Source organism: Labedella phragmitis (assembly GCF_004078635.1).
GTDB lineage: Bacteria > Actinomycetota > Actinomycetes > Actinomycetales > Microbacteriaceae > Labedella > Labedella phragmitis.
Genome location: NZ_RZNB01000007.1, coordinates 201,586 through 218,589, shown reverse-complemented (window position 1 = coordinate 218,589; position 17,004 = coordinate 201,586). Strand labels below are relative to the sequence as shown.

The 17,004-nt window shown below is 69.2% G+C and carries 12 protein-coding genes; 4 read left to right on the top strand and 8 right to left on the bottom strand.

Going from position 1 to position 17,004, the window contains the following annotated elements; genetic code table 11:
* The 8 genes from ELQ90_RS15425 to ELQ90_RS15390 form a co-directional block, all read right to left on the bottom strand.
* Positions 1–6,115 (bottom strand): PA14 domain-containing protein (locus ELQ90_RS15425; RefSeq protein WP_128496181.1); only part of this gene is annotated, 6,115 nt, incomplete at its 3' end.
* Positions 6,116–6,274: 159 nt separating this feature from the next.
* A complete protein-coding gene (locus ELQ90_RS15420; RefSeq protein WP_128496180.1) occupies positions 6,275–6,655 on the bottom strand; it encodes a TraR/DksA family transcriptional regulator in 381 nt (126 codons plus the stop codon).
* Positions 6,652–8,085, bottom strand: a complete 1,434-nt coding sequence (locus ELQ90_RS15415) for an amidase (RefSeq protein WP_128496179.1) — start codon at positions 8,083–8,085, stop codon at positions 6,652–6,654. Before ELQ90_RS15415 ends, ELQ90_RS15420 begins: the two co-directional genes overlap by 4 nt.
* Before the next feature lie 100 nt (positions 8,086–8,185).
* Complete coding sequence (locus tag ELQ90_RS15410) at positions 8,186–8,764, bottom strand: GNAT family N-acetyltransferase (RefSeq protein ID WP_128496178.1); 579 nt, start codon at positions 8,762–8,764, stop codon at positions 8,186–8,188.
* A gap of 9 nt (positions 8,765–8,773) precedes the next feature.
* Positions 8,774–9,472: a uracil-DNA glycosylase gene (locus ELQ90_RS15405; RefSeq protein WP_208020680.1), complete on the bottom strand. Its 699-nt coding sequence runs from the start codon at positions 9,470–9,472 to the stop codon at positions 8,774–8,776.
* Positions 9,469–10,185, bottom strand: coding sequence for a Type 1 glutamine amidotransferase-like domain-containing protein (locus ELQ90_RS15400; RefSeq protein ID WP_128496177.1), 717 nt, complete (start codon positions 10,183–10,185; stop codon positions 9,469–9,471). Before ELQ90_RS15400 ends, ELQ90_RS15405 begins: the two co-directional genes overlap by 4 nt.
* The gene (locus ELQ90_RS15395) at positions 10,182–10,745 is read right to left on the bottom strand and encodes a phosphoribosyltransferase (RefSeq protein ID WP_128496176.1); all 564 of its coding nucleotides are present in this window, start codon (positions 10,743–10,745) and stop codon (positions 10,182–10,184) included. The genes ELQ90_RS15400 and ELQ90_RS15395 overlap by 4 nt, the downstream gene beginning before the upstream one ends.
* Complete coding sequence (locus ELQ90_RS15390) at positions 10,742–11,518, bottom strand: SDR family oxidoreductase (RefSeq protein ID WP_128496175.1); 777 nt, start codon at positions 11,516–11,518, stop codon at positions 10,742–10,744. The genes ELQ90_RS15395 and ELQ90_RS15390 overlap by 4 nt, the downstream gene beginning before the upstream one ends.
* A gap of 248 nt (positions 11,519–11,766) precedes the next feature.
* On the opposite strand from ELQ90_RS15390, the gene ELQ90_RS15385 reads away from it, so the two are divergent.
* From ELQ90_RS15385 to ELQ90_RS15370, 4 genes are all read left to right on the top strand, one after another.
* Complete coding sequence (locus tag ELQ90_RS15385; protein WP_128496174.1) at positions 11,767–13,092, top strand: bifunctional o-acetylhomoserine/o-acetylserine sulfhydrylase; 1,326 nt, start codon at positions 11,767–11,769, stop codon at positions 13,090–13,092.
* Between the two features lie 135 nt (positions 13,093–13,227).
* Positions 13,228–14,433, top strand: coding sequence for a homoserine O-acetyltransferase MetX (metX, locus tag ELQ90_RS15380; protein WP_128496173.1), 1,206 nt, complete (start codon positions 13,228–13,230; stop codon positions 14,431–14,433).
* 112 nt (positions 14,434–14,545) lie between these two features.
* Entirely contained in the window at positions 14,546–15,772 is a 1,227-nt protein-coding gene (locus ELQ90_RS15375; RefSeq protein ID WP_128496172.1) for a sensor histidine kinase, read from the top strand.
* Positions 15,769–16,992: a hypothetical protein gene (locus ELQ90_RS15370; RefSeq protein WP_128496171.1), complete on the top strand. Its 1,224-nt coding sequence runs from the start codon at positions 15,769–15,771 to the stop codon at positions 16,990–16,992. Before ELQ90_RS15375 ends, ELQ90_RS15370 begins: the two co-directional genes overlap by 4 nt.
* The last annotated feature ends 12 nt before the right edge of the window (positions 16,993–17,004 follow it).

The window sequence follows — 17,004 nt, the reverse complement described above, 5'->3', positions numbered from 1 at the left end:
AGTCCGCGTCCGTCTCCGACACCGTGTCCGGGACCGCGTCATCTGCCGCTGCCGTTCCCACCGCCCCGGTCACCGGGTCCACGGGCTGACCGAACGGGTCGTACACCGCTCGCGCACCCTGCCGCACCCCGGCACCGTCCGTGGTCACGACGATGTCGCCGTGCAGATTTGGGAACGCCCACGTCTCCGACCCGTCCGGACGGAACGACGCCAGTACCCCACCCGGCAGACCGAGCGTCCGCTCGATTACGGCCCCGTCACCATCCAGGACCAGGTCCGGGCTGTCAGAGGCACCGCTGAACCCGAAGCGGGTCACGACGTCCGGTGTGTTCGCCTTCGAGACTCGGCGCTCCACGATCCGATCCGACGCATCCCGTGTGTATCGGATGCTCGTCCCGTCGGCGAGGTTCGTCTCGACATGCCGGTCCGCCACGTCATAGACGAGCGACTGATCCGAGAGCGTCACCGTGTTCCCGTGGGCGTCATACCCGATCGACGCGAGCGACGAGCTCACACCCGACGCACCCTCGGGTGCACCCGTCACCGTCGTCGACGTCAACCGGTCCGCGTTGTCGTAGCAGTACGTCGTCGACACACCATTCACCACCGAGGAGGTCCGGTTGCCGTTCGCCCCCGCCGTCGGCGCCGCACCACAGCCACCCATCTTCGCGAACGAATACGACGCGTCCACGACACCACCGGTCGCGGTCAGGAGACGACCCGCACCGTCATACGTGTAGGCGGTCGTCTCGGACGTGCTTCCGTCCGTCACCGTGTTCGCGACGATCCGGCCCGACTGAGCGCGCACGACCGCATCGCGCACAGCGGCCTGGCCGTTCGGGAAGGTCCACGTCACCCCTGTCGACGCGCCGGTCTGATTCCGCGTCACGTTGGTCAGGGACACCCCGTTCCCGGCGTCGTCCGCCCCGCCCGGGAACACCACTCCGGTCACCTCCCCGGCCGTGTACGAGGGGTCCGCGATGGGCTTGCCGTCGAGGAGCACCCGCTCGGTCTTCCCGTCCGCGTCGTACTCGAACGACTGCGTTCGCGAGCCGCCGTTCGGAGCCGTCGTCGAGGTTTCCGTGATCCGACCCAAGCGGTCGTAGACCGCGGTCGTCGCCGTGCCCCACACGTCCGTGTACGACACCGCCTGACCGAGAAGGTCGACCTTCGTCGTCGTCCGACCGGCCGGGTCCTCCGTCCATGTCGTGAGCGGGTCACCGGACGCCGTGCCCGTGGAGCTGAAGCCGTTCGTCACGGTCCTGGCCGGCTCGTCACCATACGCGGAAAAGGTCGTCGACGCTTCGCGACCGCGCACGTCGTAGACCGTGCAGGTCCACGAGGTGTCGCCCGAGCGCTTCACACCCACCGCGCGGCCCATCAGGTCGTAGACGAACTGCGTCGTCACCGCCGAACCCACAGCAGGGGTCGGGCCGGTCGTTGATTTCAGGTTGCCGAACTGCGGAGTCGACGCCGGCAGCCCGCACACCGAACCACCCCAGACGGCTTGCAGTGTCTGGGTGTCTCCGTAGTAGGCACTCGTCGACGCAGAGCCCGTGCCGCTCGGCATCGTCGAGCTCAAACGGCGGAGGTAGCCGGAACCGAGTGTCTCGTACGTCGCAGACGACGTCAGCGCCAGGCCGGACGGGTCCACCGTCGCCGAGGTCGCGGCTCCGAGCCAGGGGTACTGGTACGCCATCGATGTGGAGAGACTCTTCGCCGCGCCTCCGTACGGCGCGGCTGCCGAGTCGTTGACGGTGCTCGTCGCGACGAGCCCGTAATCCGGTGAGAGCGCGGAGCCAGGGACGACGGAGAGGGCAGCGGTGCCCGCGGCCCACTGGAGCTCCAGTCGGGCGGTCGACGTGGCGTCGAAGTAGTCGATCCGGATGCGGGCCTGCTGTCCGGCCTTCGCCGTGAAGGTACCGGCGTCGGACCAGTGCGCTTCACCGCCACCCCACTCGTCGACGATGAGCAGATCGTCGATCCAGAGCCGAGTGCCGTCGTCCGCGAACGTCTTGAACGTGTACGTGGCCGCAGCAGGGAAGGTGACGAGACCCGTGAGGCGGACCGAGAACTCGTCCGTGTTGACACCGGGCGGGCCCGTGAGGAGCCAGTCCTTCGACAGGGCGCCGGTCGGGTGACCGATCCCCAGGCTGTAGGTCTCCGGAATGCCCGAGAAGTTGCGATTGTTCCAGTAGGTCGCGGCGAGACCGCTCAGCCCGTTGTCGTAGGTCGTCGTCGAATGAGGCACGGCCGCGCAGGCCGTCGTCGGCTTACGGTCGGCCCCGAAGCACGACGCCGGGGCGGGACCGTAGTTCGCGACGACACGATCCTGGGCGTTGTAGATGTTCGTCGTCATGCGACCGTTCGGGTCGGTCGATGACAACTGCTGATCCTCCGCATTCCACACGACGGACGAGGTCAGACCCGTGGCGGACGTATCGGTCAGCACCCGGTACGCCGCATCGAACGTCACCGTTCGCCCGTGCCCGTTGGCCGGCGCCGCCGTCGGGACGGTCGCCCCGGCTTCGTCGACGAACGTCTTGCCCGACTGGTAGGTGAACGTCGTCTGGGGGCGCTTCTCGGCCGTCGTCCCGTCGGGCGCCGGCAGAGCCACGGAGGCGACGCGACCGGCGGAATCGTAGGCGAACGTCGCCGCGTTGGTAGAGGAGGCCACCCGAGACGAATCCGCGAGGAGCCAGTCGTTCGCGAGTGAATCGCGGACCGACGTCATCCGGCCGGCTGCGTCGTATTCGAAAGAGACGACCTCCGCACCGGGGTCGACCATCCGAACGAGGCGCTCGGAGGCATCGTAGAACAGCTGCGTCGTGTCGTCCGCTCCGGCTGCGTGCCCCGGGTAGATGATGCGGCACAGCATCCCGACCGGAGCCGCCGCGAACCCGGAAGGAGTCAGACATGCAGACCCGCCGGAGGAACCGTCGAGCGGGCTGAGCCCCACCTCGGCGACGGTGTCCCCGCCGTAGACGAAACGGACCTCGCGGGAGAACGTTCGCGGGCTCGTGGCTGGCGACACCTCGGACAGGGGGTCTGACACGCGATCGACCTGCGTCGTCCCTTCGCGGTACGTGATCACCGGAGTCGCCGGCTTCTTGGCATCCGCCGGCCCCGTCACGGCCGCCACCTTCCCGGCGGAGTTGAACACCGTGACAGTGCCGTCCTCCTCCGTGAACGTGACGCGGGCCTTCGAGTCGAGTGCGACGACGCCGTACTCCCCCGCGGGCGGTGTGTAGCCGCCGACGGAGCGCTTCTTGTAGGTGTGCTTCGCGCCGGTGATATCGGTCAGGATCACGGCCGACGTGGTGACAGATGCCGCCATGTAGTAGCCGGCCTCACCCGCGAGCGCCGCCGAGGACGACCAACCCGGCGGCAGGGTCTCGACCTTCTTGGAGAACCAGTCGGCCGGCACCATGGTTTGGGCTCCGCCGTCCTTCTTCACCCACAGCTCGATCGACGCATTGGCGGTCTTGTCGAAGTAGGAGGCGCTGAAGGGAACGGGATCGCCGGTCAGAGTCTTCGAGGAGCCCCAGTTGAGAGTGCCGCCCTGCGGGGCGGTCCACTTGTCGTAGACCTGCTGGCCGTCGACAGACACCCGGGCACCGTCGTCGCTCGCGACACCGAACTGGTACGACCCGGGCTCGGGCACCGTGAGCAGACCGGTCCATCGTGCTGCGAAGTAGTCGGCCTTGAGCGACGGGCCTGCTGCGGAGGAGTTCCAGTCGAAGGAGACGTTCGCGTCCGTTCGCACGAGCACGGGCGTCCTGCCCGTGAGGTTCGGAGGGGTGAACTCCTGACCAGAGGCCGGGCTGACGTCGAAGTACTCCGCCTTGAGCCCGCTGCGATCCTCCTGCATCGAGTTGTAGGTGAAGCCGAGCCCCATCGGACCGCCGACGGTATCGACAGTCGGCGACGTGAACTGCAGGCCCAGGTTGCCGTTCGCGAGATTGACGGTCGCAGGCCCGACCGACTCCGACGGAGCCGGTCCCGCGTCCCCGATGCGCTTGTCGACGCGGAAGGAGTTCACCCAGTACTGCTGATACTCGTCTCCGTTGTGCGTCACGAGCACGGCCCACGAATAGACGCCACCGTCCTCGAGGCTGCCCTTCGGTAGCGTCCATGACGTCGCCGCTCGCCAGCCCGAGTTGAGCAATTGGCCGGATTTCGCGTCGGTGCCCGTCGCGACGCGGAACCAGTAGCGCGTGTTCGCGTTGGCTCCCGCGCCGGGAGTGATGCTGAGCGTCGGAGTGGTCGTCACGACCACGGCGTCATCCGCGGGTACGGCGGAGCTCTGCACTGGCGTGGGAGGGGTTCCCGTCGTGAAGGTCGCACGGGGGGTCGCACGCTGCGTGGAGGTGCCGAGCCACCCGTGAAGGGTGTCACGGACGTCGGCCTGCCACGTGTACTTCGTGTTGGCGGCCAGGACGAATTGCGGCACCTGGATCTTGTCCTGACCGATCCAACCGGAACCGTAGACCTGCGTCTCGCCCTGCCAGACGCGGAAGTTGTAGTTCATCCCGTCGGCTTCCGGGGGCTTCACATGGCCCTCGAGGCTCAGCAACGGGACGAGCGACACGTTGGTGGCGTTGTTCGCCGGTGTCTTCGCCGCGCCCGCCTTCGGGAAGTCCTTCCAGCTCACGTAGAGCGAGGTGGCGAGCAGCTTGTACGTGTATTCGCTGCTCTCCGTGCCCGACAACATAATGCGGGGGTCGGGGTTCGACTCTCGCACCCATTGAGCGATGCGCTCCTTGAGGACCTGGCCGGCTCCACATCCGTCGGCGCCGATGTTGAAGTTCGACAGCGCTTCACCAGTGCTCGAGTACGAGAAGCCGGTCGCGTGGCGGAGGGCACCCTTGAAGAGGTTCGTCGTCCCCTCCCCCGCATAGGAGGCGCACACCTGGGCGTCGAGCACCTGCTTGCCGAAGAACTTCGAGAAGTCGTACCGCACGACAGAGCGCCAGAACGTGTTCCCGTCGGAGCGGGAGTTCCCGACGAGGGCGTTTCCGTAGTGGCGAGTGGCGCCGTCGGAACGGAACGCGCGCACATCCTCTTGACTCGTCGAGGTCGTGGGGTCAATCCACACGGGGTAGACGCGGTCCTCGTCCTCGAGCCAGTCGAGATCCGCGATCAGATCGATCTCCCACGTGGAGCCGGCGACGTGGTCGACTGCCATGTCGACAGGGCTGTCGGCGGCCTCGCGCTCGCCCTCGACGGCCGACGCATCCCACATCACAGCGGGTGGGATGAGGAACTGCACGAAATCGTCGTCGTCGACGAACACGACCGCTCCGTCCTCGTTCATCTCGACGGCCAGTCCATCGGCGTCGACGGTCCACGTCCAGCGACCGTCGTCGGCCGCTTCCTCGTCCTCGAGGACGAGGAGTTCCTTGACGCCCGTCTTCGTGACCTCATACGTCAGGTCCACCCCCGGCTCGACGTCCGGGTAAGTGATCGTCGACCGGTCGCCGACGGGAAGCAGGTTCCGTTCGACCCGCGCATGGGCGGAACCCTCCAGCTCGAAGGCGATCGTGTACTCGTCGTTCGTCAGAGTGAATGGCCGGTCGTCGTCCGCGTGCTCCGCGAACGTCGGGACCTGGGGGTGCCTCTCCGCCGTGACGGTTCCGACACCGAAGGCTCCGAGGAATCCATCGCCCGACAGCGTGGTGTCCACGGGGACGAACGTGCCGTCCTCGAGTTCGACATTGAGCGGCACCGTCGACAGCTCCGTCGTCTTCGTGCCGTCCGGGTTCACATACGTCTGTTCGAACTCCTCGCGGTCCACGATCTCCGACACGTCGGAATCGAACTCGGTCGGTTCGTCGGCAGGCTCGACACGCTCGATCTCCTCAACGTCACGAGCAGGCGGATCCGTGAAGTCGCCGTCGGGCATCTCGGAGCCCGGCAGCTCGAGCTCCGGGGAATCGACAAGCGGAAGCGAGTCGGGGTCGGCCCACTCCGCCGCCGAGGCCGGCGTCACGATGAACGACACCGAGACCTCTGCTACGAGAGCGGTGACCGCCACGAAGGCGACGAGAAGAAACCAGAAACGACGGAGCGAACGCACGAGGACTCCCGAGAGGACATGACGATGAAGCGCCATGTCTGCGGGTCACGGTCGAGGCGAAGCCACGTCCGCTCGTGCGGTCAACCATTGCTGGGGCACAGAAACCACACGGTATTGGCCCCGCGAGTGCCGCGTCTGTGCCCCATTCGAGGCAAAAGGGGACCATCTTGCGAAAGGCTGACCCCAGTGCTGGGGCTAGCGCCCGGCCTCCGCGGCTCGCGCGCAGTCGATGCAGAGCTCGGCGGTGGGCCGTGCGGCGAGGCGTTCCGCACCGATGGGGCGGCCGCAGCGCGCGCAGATGCCGTAGGTGCCCGCGGCGGCTCGCTCCATGGCCCGGTCGAGTTCGGCGAGTTCATCGGCGAGGCCGACACGCAGTCCCTCGGCTTGCGACCACTGCGCGGAGAGGGTCTCGCCCTCGGGGTCGTGCTCGTCGTCGTCAGAGCCGCTCGCGCGCGTCGCGCGGATGTCGGAGAGACGGGCGTCGGCGATGCCGGCCTCCCGGAGGAGCTGTTCGCGGCGGTGCCGGAGCGCGTCGGCGGCCCCGGTCGAATCGTGGGCGTGACCGTCGGGCGTCATGACAGCGCCGGCCGCCGGTACTGCCAATGCAAGCGACGCTCGAGCTGCGCTGCGATCGAGAGCAGCACGTGCTCGCCCCCCGGGCGTCCGATCAGCTGGACCCCCATGGGGATTCCGTCCGGCGTCTCGTACACGGGAAGCGTGATGGCAGGGAGCCCTGCGACGTTCACGAAGGACGTGAACGGCGAGTACTGCACCTGCTGGGCGAAGTTGCGGTCGGGGTCGGCGACGTCGTGCCAGCCGATGCGGCGTGGGGTGAGGGCGAGGGTCGGGGTGATGACGGCGTCGAAGCGGTCGAACTGCTCGATGACGCGGCGCTCGAACGTCGCGAGCGTCGACAGTGTCTCAGCGAGCGTGCGCGCCGAGATCCTCCGACCCCGGGCCACGAGCTCTTGCGTCACCGGCTCGAGGAGCCCGATCGTGTCGCCGTCGACGGGCAGCATCGCCGCCGAGACCTGCCAGATCGTGCGGAACGCGTCCGGGTAGACGTTGCCGTGGTCGAGGGTCACGTCGTCGACGGTGTGGCCGATGGCCGCGAACTGCTCGAGTGCGAGGTCGACGGCGGCGCGCGCCTCCGGGTCGAGCGTGATCTCGACATCGTCGTCCCACGGGCTGTTCGCGAGGAGGCCGAGCGAGAACCGACCCTCGCCGCGCGACGCGACGCCGAGGTAGTCGCCGTCCTCGAACGCGGGAGCGCCGACGCTGAAAGGCTGCTGCAGCCGGCCGTTCCTCCGGTCGAGCATCGCGTCGAACAGCAGTGCGGCGTCCGTCACGGTCCGCGCGATCGGCCCCTTCACCGCGAGGCCCGCGAGCGAGTCGAGCGCGGAGCCCGACGGGACGCGTCCCCGCGACGGCTTGAGCCCCACGAGGCCGCATGCCGCGGCCGGAATGCGGATCGACCCGCCGCCGTCGCTCGCGGGAGCGAAGGGCAGCACGCGAGCCGCGACCGCCGCCGCCGCTCCCCCGCTCGATCCGCCTGTACCGAGGGACGGGTCCCACGGGTTCCGAGCCGGCGGGCGACCGAACGGCTCCGTGTAGCCGTAGAGGCCGAACTCGGGCGTCGCTGTCTTGCCGATGCTGATGGCGCCGGAGCGGTCGAGAACGTCGACGATCGCGTCGGAACGGACGGAGACGGTGCCGGGGAAGGCGCGGGAACCCCACGCGATGGGTGTTCCCGCGCGAGCGGTGAGATCCTTGTCCGCGAGGGGAAGACCCCAGAGGATGTCCGTGCGCGGCTGGTGGTCCTGGACGTGGCGGGCGCGGGCGAGAGCGATGTCGGGCGTCAGCGTCGCGAACGCGCCCAGCTCGCGATTCGCGAGCTCCGCCCGGTCGAGGACGAACTGCGTGAGTTCGACGGGTGAGATGCGATCGCGCTGCAGGTGCGTCCACAACTCGAGCGCGGTGAGGGCCTCCCACTCGGTCTCGGTCATGGGTTCCAGCCTATTGCGAGGCAGTGGGCGCGCGGCTCGTCGAAGCGGAATGCGCCCACGAGATGGTGCCCTTCGACAGGCTCAGGGACAATCGTCGCGGCTACTTCAGGGAGAGCTGGAGGAGGACGGTGCCGAGCCAGCGGTCGAACTTGAAGCCGACGCGACCCATCCGTCCGATCTCTTTGAAGCCGAACTTCTCGTGAAGGGCGAGCGATGCCTCGGCACCCCGGTCACTGATGACCGCGAGGATCTCCTTGAGTCCAGCGGCCTTCGACCGCGTGATGAGCTCGCCGAGCAGCGCACGACCGAGTCCCTTTCCGGTCGCTGCCGCACCGAGGTAGATGCTGTTCTCCACGGTGAAGCGGTACGCCCGCTTCTCCTTCCACGGCTGAACGAGCGCATAGCCGAGGACCTGACCGGACGGCGACACGGCGACGATGAACGGCATCCCCTGCTTCTGCAGGTGCGCGAACTTCGACTTCCACTTCGCGAGGCTCATGCGGTCCTCGTCGAACGTGACCGAGCTGTTGGTCACGTAGTAGTTGTAGATCTCGCGGATGTACGGGAGGTCCGCCGCCTCCGCGTCACGGATACTGAAGTCGAACGACGGCTCGGGCGCAGGCTTCTTCCTCAAGTGGGGCGGCAGCTTGCGGGGCTGCAGGTATTCCTCTTCCAGCACGCGACAAGCCTAATGCGCGAGCGACCAGTCCACGGGCTCAGCGCCCGCGGCCATGAGGTGCTCGTTGACGCGGGAGAACGGCTTCGATCCGAAGAAGCCGCGCGACGCCGACAGCGGGCTCGGGTGCGCGGACGCCACGATCGGCGTCGACCCGAGCAGCGGGGTGAGGCTCTGCGCGTCCTTCCCCCACAGGATCGCGACGAGCGGGGCGTCCCGCGCGACAAGCGTCCGGATCGCGTGATCCGTCACCGCCTCCCATCCCTTGCCACGGTGCGAGGCGGGTTCGCCCGGTCGCACGGTGAGAACACGGTTGAGCAGCATGACGCCGTGCTCGGCCCACGGCGTGAGGTCGCCGGTGGGCGCCGGAGCGATGCCGAGGTCGTCGTTCAGCTCGCGATAGATGTTCGAGAGGCTACGCGGCAGCGGACGAACGTGGGCGTCGACCGCGAACGAGAGCCCGATCGGATGTCCCGGCGTCGGGTACGGGTCCTGGCCGACGATGAGCACCCGGACCCGCGAGAGCGGATACGAGAACGCGCGCAACACGTGGTCGCCCGCCGGCAGGGTCGCGTGACCCGCGGCGTGCTCGGCGCGGAGGAACTCCCCCATCGCGGCGATGTCGCCGGCGACCGGTTCGAGCGCCTCGGCCCATTCCGGGTCGAGCAGACGGGCGGCGGCGAGTTCCGCGAGGGGCCGCCCGCCCGTCACGATGGGGCGACCGTCGACACCCTCACGCCGGCGTCGTCGGTCGTGACCTGCCAGACGCTGCCCGTGCCGACGACGGAGAGTCCCGACTCGGACACGACGAGCGCGGTGTTCTCGTCGATCGCGACGCCGCCCGGTACGAGCCCGGCCTCGGTCGCGGCGACGAGCCGGCCGAGCGTGCCCCACTGGGCCGCGTGCACGTCGACGGCGATGTCGATGAGGCCGATGCCCGGCTGCACCGTCACCTCCTCGAGGTCCTCGCCCGTCTCCTCGGGGCTCACGGCGACCCCGCCGATCTTCCAGCCGCCGACGACGGCCTGCTCGGCGGCGAGCGCGGCTCCCGCGGAGTACCCGAGGTAGGGCGTCCCGCCGGCGACGAGCCGACGCAGTTCGCCGACGAGAGGCTCGAGCGCCGTCGCGTAGGCGGGCGTGAGGCCTCCGCCGACATAGATCGCGTCGAGGCCGGCGAGGTCGGACAGGTCGTAGTGCCCGCCCTCGACGCGCAACCGCACGATCGCTTCGCAGGGACCCGCGAGAGCGAGTTCGCTCTCCACGCGGGCGGCGTACTCGAGGCCGTCGTCCTCGGTGACGAGGAACACGCCGATGCGCGGAACGGTCGCGACCTCGGCCCGTTCCGCCGCTTCCGCGACGAACGCGGACAAAATCGTCGTGTCGTGTGCGAAGCGGGTTCCGCCTCCCACCAGGTGGATGCTCATGTCGTGGTCCCCTCGTCGTGTGCGCCCCGGGCGTCGTCGCCCGGAGCGACTGTCGTGTCGTTCGCGGTCTCGGTCTCGGTCTCGATGGTCACGGGCGGCAGCGCCGACCACGGGAAGGTGATCCAGCGATCCGTCGTGCGCCACTCGAAGTCCGGGACGTGCACCGTCCGCGGCTTCGTGTAGAGCGTCACCGTGCGGACGTCGGCGCCGTAGCTCGCGAGGAGGTCCACCACGAGCGCGAGGGTCCTGCCCGAGTCGGAGACGTCGTCGGCGAGGAGCACCTTCTTCCCCCCGAGCGCCGGAGCGTCGAGCATCGGGGGCAGCAGGACGGGCTCGGGGAGCGTCTCGTCGATGTCGGAGTAGAACTCCACGTTGATCGAACCGCACATCTTGGTGCCGAGCGCATAGGAGATCGCACCGGCGAGCGGGAGCCCGCCGCGAGCGATCGCGACGACGAGGTCGGGCGCGAAACCGCTCCGCCGCACGGTGCGGGCGAGCTCGCGCGACGCCTCGCCGAACTCTTCCCAGCTGAGGACCTCGCGCTCCGCCGTGTCGCTCACGACTTCGCCCGCAGTTCGCCGCGCGCGACCTTGTGCGGCGCCGCCTGGGCGACGGGCTTGACCGTGATGGAGTCGAGGTCGACGTGCGGGGGCAGCTCCGCGGCGTGCACGATGACCTCGGCGACGTCCTCGGCGACGAGCGGCGACGGGACGTTGTCGTAGACGGCGTCGGCCTTCGCCCGGTCTCCTCCGAAGCGCTTGAGGGAGAACTCCTCCGTGCGCACCATCCCGGGCGCGACCTCGACCACGCGGATCGGCTCTCCGCTCAGCTCGAGCCGCAGCACCTCGAGCACGGCGCGCTGCGCGTGCTTCGTCGCGTTGTAACCGCCGCCGCCCTCGTAGGCGCGGTGTGCGGCTATCGACGTGACACCGATGATCGTCGCTGAGCCGCCGTCGCGCGTCGACGCGCGGAGCGACGGGAGGAGCGCGGCGATGACGCGCTGCGTCCCGATCACGTTGACCTCGAACATCTGACGCCAGTCGTCGGGTGACGCCGATTCGACGGGGTCGAGCCCGATCGCCCCGCCGGCGTTGCAGACGAGGACGTCGGCACCGCCGAGGGCCTCGACAGCCTCCCTGACCCGGTCGACGTCCTCCGCGACCGTCACGTCGGCGGTCACCCTGTGCGCCCCGGTCTGCTCGGCGAGCTCCGCGAGCCGGTCCTCCCGGCGGGCGACGCCCACGACCTCCCACCCGTGGTCCCGGAACAGGGCAACCGTCGCCCGACCGATCCCCGAACTCGCCCCTGTCACCACTGCGCGCCTGACCGTCATGCCTCCAGCGTATTGGCTGACGACGGGTCGGAGCGGATGCGTCGGAGCGGATGCGTCGGAGCGGATGCGTCGGAGCGGATGCGTCGCAGCGGATGCGTCGGAGCGGACGCCTCGACCGATCGCCGGGCCGCGGGGTTACGCCGTGTTGCTCGTGTCGTTGTCGGGAGCGGACACCACGCATAGCCTCGACCTACGCCGATCGGCGCCCCCGACCCCCCGCACGATCCACCCACGCAAGGGAGAAACCCATGAGCGACACGACTCCGAACTGGCAGTTCGAGACGAAACAGATCCACTCGGGTGCCCAGCCGGACCCCGTCACCAACGCGCGTGCCACCCCGATCTACCAGACGACGAGCTACGTCTTCAACGATGCCGACCACGCGAAGAACCTCTTCGCGCTCGCCGAGTTCGGCAACATCTACACGCGCATCCAGAACCCCACTCAAGACGTCGTCGAGCAGCGGCTCGCCGCTCTCGAGGGGGGCACCGGCGCCCTCCTCCTCGCATCGGGTCAAGCGGCCGAGACGGCCGCCGTTCTCAACATCGCCCAGGCCGGCGACCACATCGTGTCGAGCTCCTCCATCTACGGCGGAACGTACAACCTCTTCAAGTACACGCTCGCGAAGCTCGGCATCGAGACGACGTTCGTCGAGAACCAGGACGACGCCGAGGAGTGGCGTCGCGCCGTCCGTCCCAACACGAAGCTGTTCTTCGCGGAGACGATCGGTAACCCGAAGATCAACATCCTCGACATCGCGCTCGTCGCCGACGTCGCGCACGCCTCCGGTGTGCCGCTCATCGTCGACAACACGATCGCCACGCCGTACCTCATCCGTCCCTTCGAGCACGGCGCCGACATCATCGTGCACTCGGCGACGAAGTTCCTCGGCGGCCACGGCACCGTCATCGGCGGCGCGATCGTCGACGGCGGCAGCTTCGAGTGGTCGAAGAACGTCGAGAAGTTCCCGGGACTCACCGAGCCGGACCCGTCGTACCACGGCGCGAGCTACACGACGGCCGTCGGCGACGCCCTCGCCTACATCATCAAGGCGCGCGTGCAGGTTCTCCGCGACCTGGGCGCCGCGATCGCTCCGAACAGCGCGTGGCTCCTCATCCAGGGCATCGAGACGCTGAGCCTCCGCATCGAACGCCACGTGCAGAACGCGCAGGAGATCGCGGAGTGGCTCGACGCCCACCCCGACGTCGCGTCCGTGAACTACTCGGGCCTGCCGTCGAGCCCCTGGTACGCGGCGGCCAACCGCTACGCGCCGAAGGGTGTCGGCGCCGTGCTGTCGTTCGAGCTCAAGGGCGGGGTCGACGCGGGCCGCACGCTCGTCAACAGCCTCTCGCTGTTCTCGCACCTCGCGAACATCGGCGACGTCCGCTCGCTCGTCATCCACCCCGCATCCACGACGCACTCGCAGCTCACGCCCGAGCAGCAGCTCACGACGGGTGTCACGCCCGGGCTCGTGCGTCTGTCCGTCGGTCTCGAGAACATCGACGACCTCAAGGCGGACCTCGACCAGGCGTTCGCCGCGGCACGAGCCGTCGTCGAGGCCGCTCGCGTCTGACGCGGTACCACGCCACAACGGCCCCCGAGCCCGTCGTCATCGACGGGCTCGGGGGCCGTTCGCGTTCCGGCCGTCGCACCGAGCGATGACGTAACAAAGGACCCGGCGGTCCGCCGCGTCGGCGAGGATGGGGAGATGGATTGGCAGACCCCGGAGGACACCGTTCCGTCACGCATCGTGACCGACGCGGATCTGCGCAGTCTCCTCGGCCGTCCGCCCGCGACGGGAGCATGGCGGGACGGTGATCCGCCCGCGGGCCGCCGGTTCGCGAACCTCGGTCCGCTCGACCTCGAGTTCGGTGGTCACCTGCCGCACGTGAGGCTCGCATTCGAGACGTGGGGGGAACTCTCCCCCGCCCGCGATAACGCCGTGCTCATCACCCACGCCCTCACGGGCGATTCCCACGCGCGCGGCGAAGCGGGCCCCGGCCAGCCGACCGCCGGATGGTGGGACCGCATCATCGGACCCGGTCTCGCCGTCGACACCGACCGGTGGTTCGTCGTCGTGCCCAACATGCTCGGCGGCTGCCAAGGGTCCACGGGTCCGGCGTCGTTCGCCCCCGACGGGCGTGAATGGGGCGCGCGGTTCCCCTCGGTGAGCGTGCGAGACCAGGTCACAGCCCAGGCTCTGCTCGCCGATTCCCTCGGGATCGACGGGTGGGCCGCGGTGATCGGCGGATCGATGGGTGGCATGCACGCCCTCGAGTGGGCCGTCGGGCTGCCTGACCGCGTCGAGCGCGTCGCGATCCTCGCCTCCCCGCCCGTCACGACGGCCGACCAGATCGCGCTCAACGCCGTGCAGCTCGAGGCCATCAGGATGGATCCGGCGTGGAACGGCGGCCGCTACTACGACGCGGGTGACGGCGGCGGCCCGCATCGCGGCCTCGCGCTCGCGCGTCGGATGGCGCTCCTCCAGTACCGCAGCCCCACCGAGCTCAACGACCGCTTCGGTCGCCGTTGGCAGTCCGAGATCGACCCGCTCGCGGACGGAGGCCGCTTCGCGATCTCCTCCTACCTCGACTTCCACGGCAACAAGTTCACGCGCCGCTTCGACGCCAACAGCTACATCACCCTCGTCGAGGCCATGAACTCGCACGACATCGCGCGGGGCCGCGGCACGGTCGAGGACGCGCTCGCCCGCGTCACGGCTCGCGCCCTCGTCGTCGGCATCGACTCCGACCGGCTCTTCCCCGTCGAGGGCCAGCGGCGGATCGCCGCGGGCATCCGCACCAACATCGACGGCGACGAGCCGACGGTCATCTCGTCGGAATTCGGACACGACGGCTTCCTCATCGAGTTCGACGTGCTCACCGATCACCTCGACCGCATCTTCGCCGCCTGAGGACCCCTCCTCCGCTACGCGTGTCGCGCGCACGCCGTCTTCACGCACGACCCGTAAACTTGGCGAACGGTCACGGGGCACGGATGACGGGGTCCGGACAGGAAGGGTCGGAATGAGCGTGTGGCGCGGTATCGACGCGTCCGATCCCGCGCGGCGGCAGTTCGAGTCCGTCGATCGCTTCTCGATCCAGCAGAGTCGCCTCGCCTACCGGATGGCGCGAACCTTCGGCTTCAGCGGTGTGATCGGGGCCGCGAGCGCCTTGAGCCTCCCTGGAGCGGCCACGCTGCCGGAATATCTCTGGAGCATCGGTTCCCTCGCCCTCCTCGCCGTCGCCCACCTCCTCCTCGCCCGTCACCCGCACGGGCTGTCCGTCGTCGCCGTGTACGCGGTGGGCATCGTCTGCCTCGCCGTCGTCGGCATCGCCACGGGACCGACTCCCGACGCGTCCGCGTCCGCCGCCCTGGTGATGATCGCGGGCTGGGGCGTCGGATGCATCGGCGCCGTGCTCACCTCGACGTGGGCGCAGGTGATCCTGCTCACCTACGGCGTCGCCACGACGGCGACGATCGCGACCCTCCTGGAGGCGAACATCGGCGACGACCCGGCGCTCTCGGCGCCCGTCCTCGTCACCCTCGGCTGGGCGGTCACGACGGTCTTCGGCGTGTGGCTCACCCGCGCGAGTCCACGCGTCATGCGCCGCATCTCGAGCATCGGGTACACGTACCTCATCGAGCGCCGCGCGAGTGAGGCCGAGGCCCAGCGACACCGTGACGCCCGGCTCCTGCACGACACCGCGCTCGCGACGCTCACCCTCCTGGCGCATGGCGGACGGGGTGTCGACGAGGCGGCCATGCGCGACCAGGCCGCGTCCGACCGCGACCTCCTGCGCCGACTCCGCGAGGGCGAGAGCCCGTCGCCGCGGTCGTCCGGCGCCTACACGCTCACGCACACCGCCGAACTGCAGCTCAGCGGGACGCTCGAGGCCGTCAAAGCGCGATTCGCGAATTCCGGACTCGACGTGGCCTGGCACGGCTCCGGTCAGCTCGGGCTCGAGCACGCGCGCCTCGAGTCGTTCATCCTCGCCCTCACGGAGTGCATCGAGAACGTCCGTCGTCACGCCGGCGTCGACGAGGCCCACGTGACCCTGAGCGACGACGGCATGGTCGTGCGCGGCGTCGTGACCGACGCTGGAGCGGGATTCGACCCGGAGACCATCGGCCGATCGAGCCTCGGTTTCCAGCAGTCCGTCATCGCGCGCGTGAAGGACATCGGCGGTACGGTCCGCGTCTTCTCGTCGCCGGGAGCGGGGACGACCGTCGTCCTGGAGGTGCCCAAGTGAGCGGGTATGCGAGTGGAGCAGACCCCTCGGCCGGGCTCGAGTGGCAGACCGATCGGGTCCGCCGCGCGGGACTCCGCGAGACGTCCCTCCTGACCCTCAACACGTCCCAGCTCGGAGTCGGCCTCGGCCTCGCCGGCGGGCTCCTCTTCGTGCACGCCCTCTGGCGCTTCCTCGATCACATCGAGGACTTCCCTCGCCTCGTGCTCAACGTCGCGTCGTGGGCGATCCTGTTCGTGACCGTCGTGGTCGTCGTGATCGCGCTCCGCGCGGCGGGCTTCATCTTCTCGACATTGCTGTTCTGGTCGATGGTGCTGAGCCTCACGGCCGCCGCCGTGCTCGATTTCGCCGCCGTCTGGCAGGTCGTGGACGAGGGGGTCTATCCGACCTCCGCCATCGCGGTCGGAGCGGTGCTGCTCGGAGCATCGTCGCTCCGACCGGCCCGGGAGATCGTCATGGCGTCCGCGATCCTCGGGGTCGGGTTACTGCTCGGTGTCCTCGTCCCCGGTCCCGGAGAGGACCGCCTCGGTCCCCTCCTCCTGCTGCTCGTGCTCGCGATCGTCCCGCCGCTCATCGCAGCGTCGATCCTCGGGGAGTACCGGCGCCACATCCTCCTCGCCCTCGACCGCGTGCTCACGCAGAGCGCCATCAGCGCCCCGGTCGTCCTGACCGCCGGCATGCTCGGCAGCGCGGAGCTCGCCGAACTCGACCACGAGGTCGAAGAGCTTTTCGACGACGTCGCGACGGGTCGCGAGGCGCTCCCTTTGAGCCCCGAGCGGGCCGATCAGGCGAGTGCCCTCGCGACCGAGCTCCGTCGTCATCTCGTCGCGGGCCATCAGGACACGTGGTTGTCTCACGCCGTGAGCGAGTCGGAGTTCCTGAGCGACCACGTCACGATCCACGACACCAACGGCCTCTCCGCGCGGCTGGACCAGTTGCAGCGCGACGGTCTGCTGTCGGGCCTGTGGATGCTCATGTCGAGCGCGGCACGCATGCCGGCTACGGCTCGCGTGAGCTTCATCGAGCGCCGCGACCAGCCACGGGCGGACTCCCGTCGCGTGCTCATCGCCCTCGACGTCGATGGCATCAGCCGCTCGGGTGTCGAGGCGATCACGTGGGCCGCGCTCCGTCGCGTCGGCCGGTACACCGACACCGCGACGCCGCTCGGACTCCGGGTCGACATCGAGGCCGAGGTCCCGCTTCCCAATGATCAGCCGCGCTGAACAGTAGAATCG

Excerpts from the sequence above, each read along its gene's own strand:
- ELQ90_RS15420 (WP_128496180.1), bottom strand. The coding sequence starts at position 6,655 with ATGACGCCCGACGGTCACGCCCACGATTCGACCGGGGCCGCCGACGCG.
- ELQ90_RS15415 (WP_128496179.1), bottom strand. The coding sequence starts at position 8,085 with ATGACCGAGACCGAGTGGGAGGCCCTCACCGCGCTCGAGTTGTGGACG.
- ELQ90_RS15400 (WP_128496177.1), bottom strand. The coding sequence starts at position 10,185 with ATGAGCATCCACCTGGTGGGAGGCGGAACCCGCTTCGCACACGACACG.
- ELQ90_RS15390 (WP_128496175.1), bottom strand. The coding sequence starts at position 11,518 with ATGACGGTCAGGCGCGCAGTGGTGACAGGGGCGAGTTCGGGGATCGGT.
- ELQ90_RS15385 (WP_128496174.1), top strand. The coding sequence starts at position 11,767 with ATGAGCGACACGACTCCGAACTGGCAGTTCGAGACGAAACAGATCCAC.
- metX (WP_128496173.1), top strand. The coding sequence starts at position 13,228 with ATGGATTGGCAGACCCCGGAGGACACCGTTCCGTCACGCATCGTGACC.
- ELQ90_RS15375 (WP_128496172.1), top strand. The coding sequence starts at position 14,546 with ATGAGCGTGTGGCGCGGTATCGACGCGTCCGATCCCGCGCGGCGGCAG.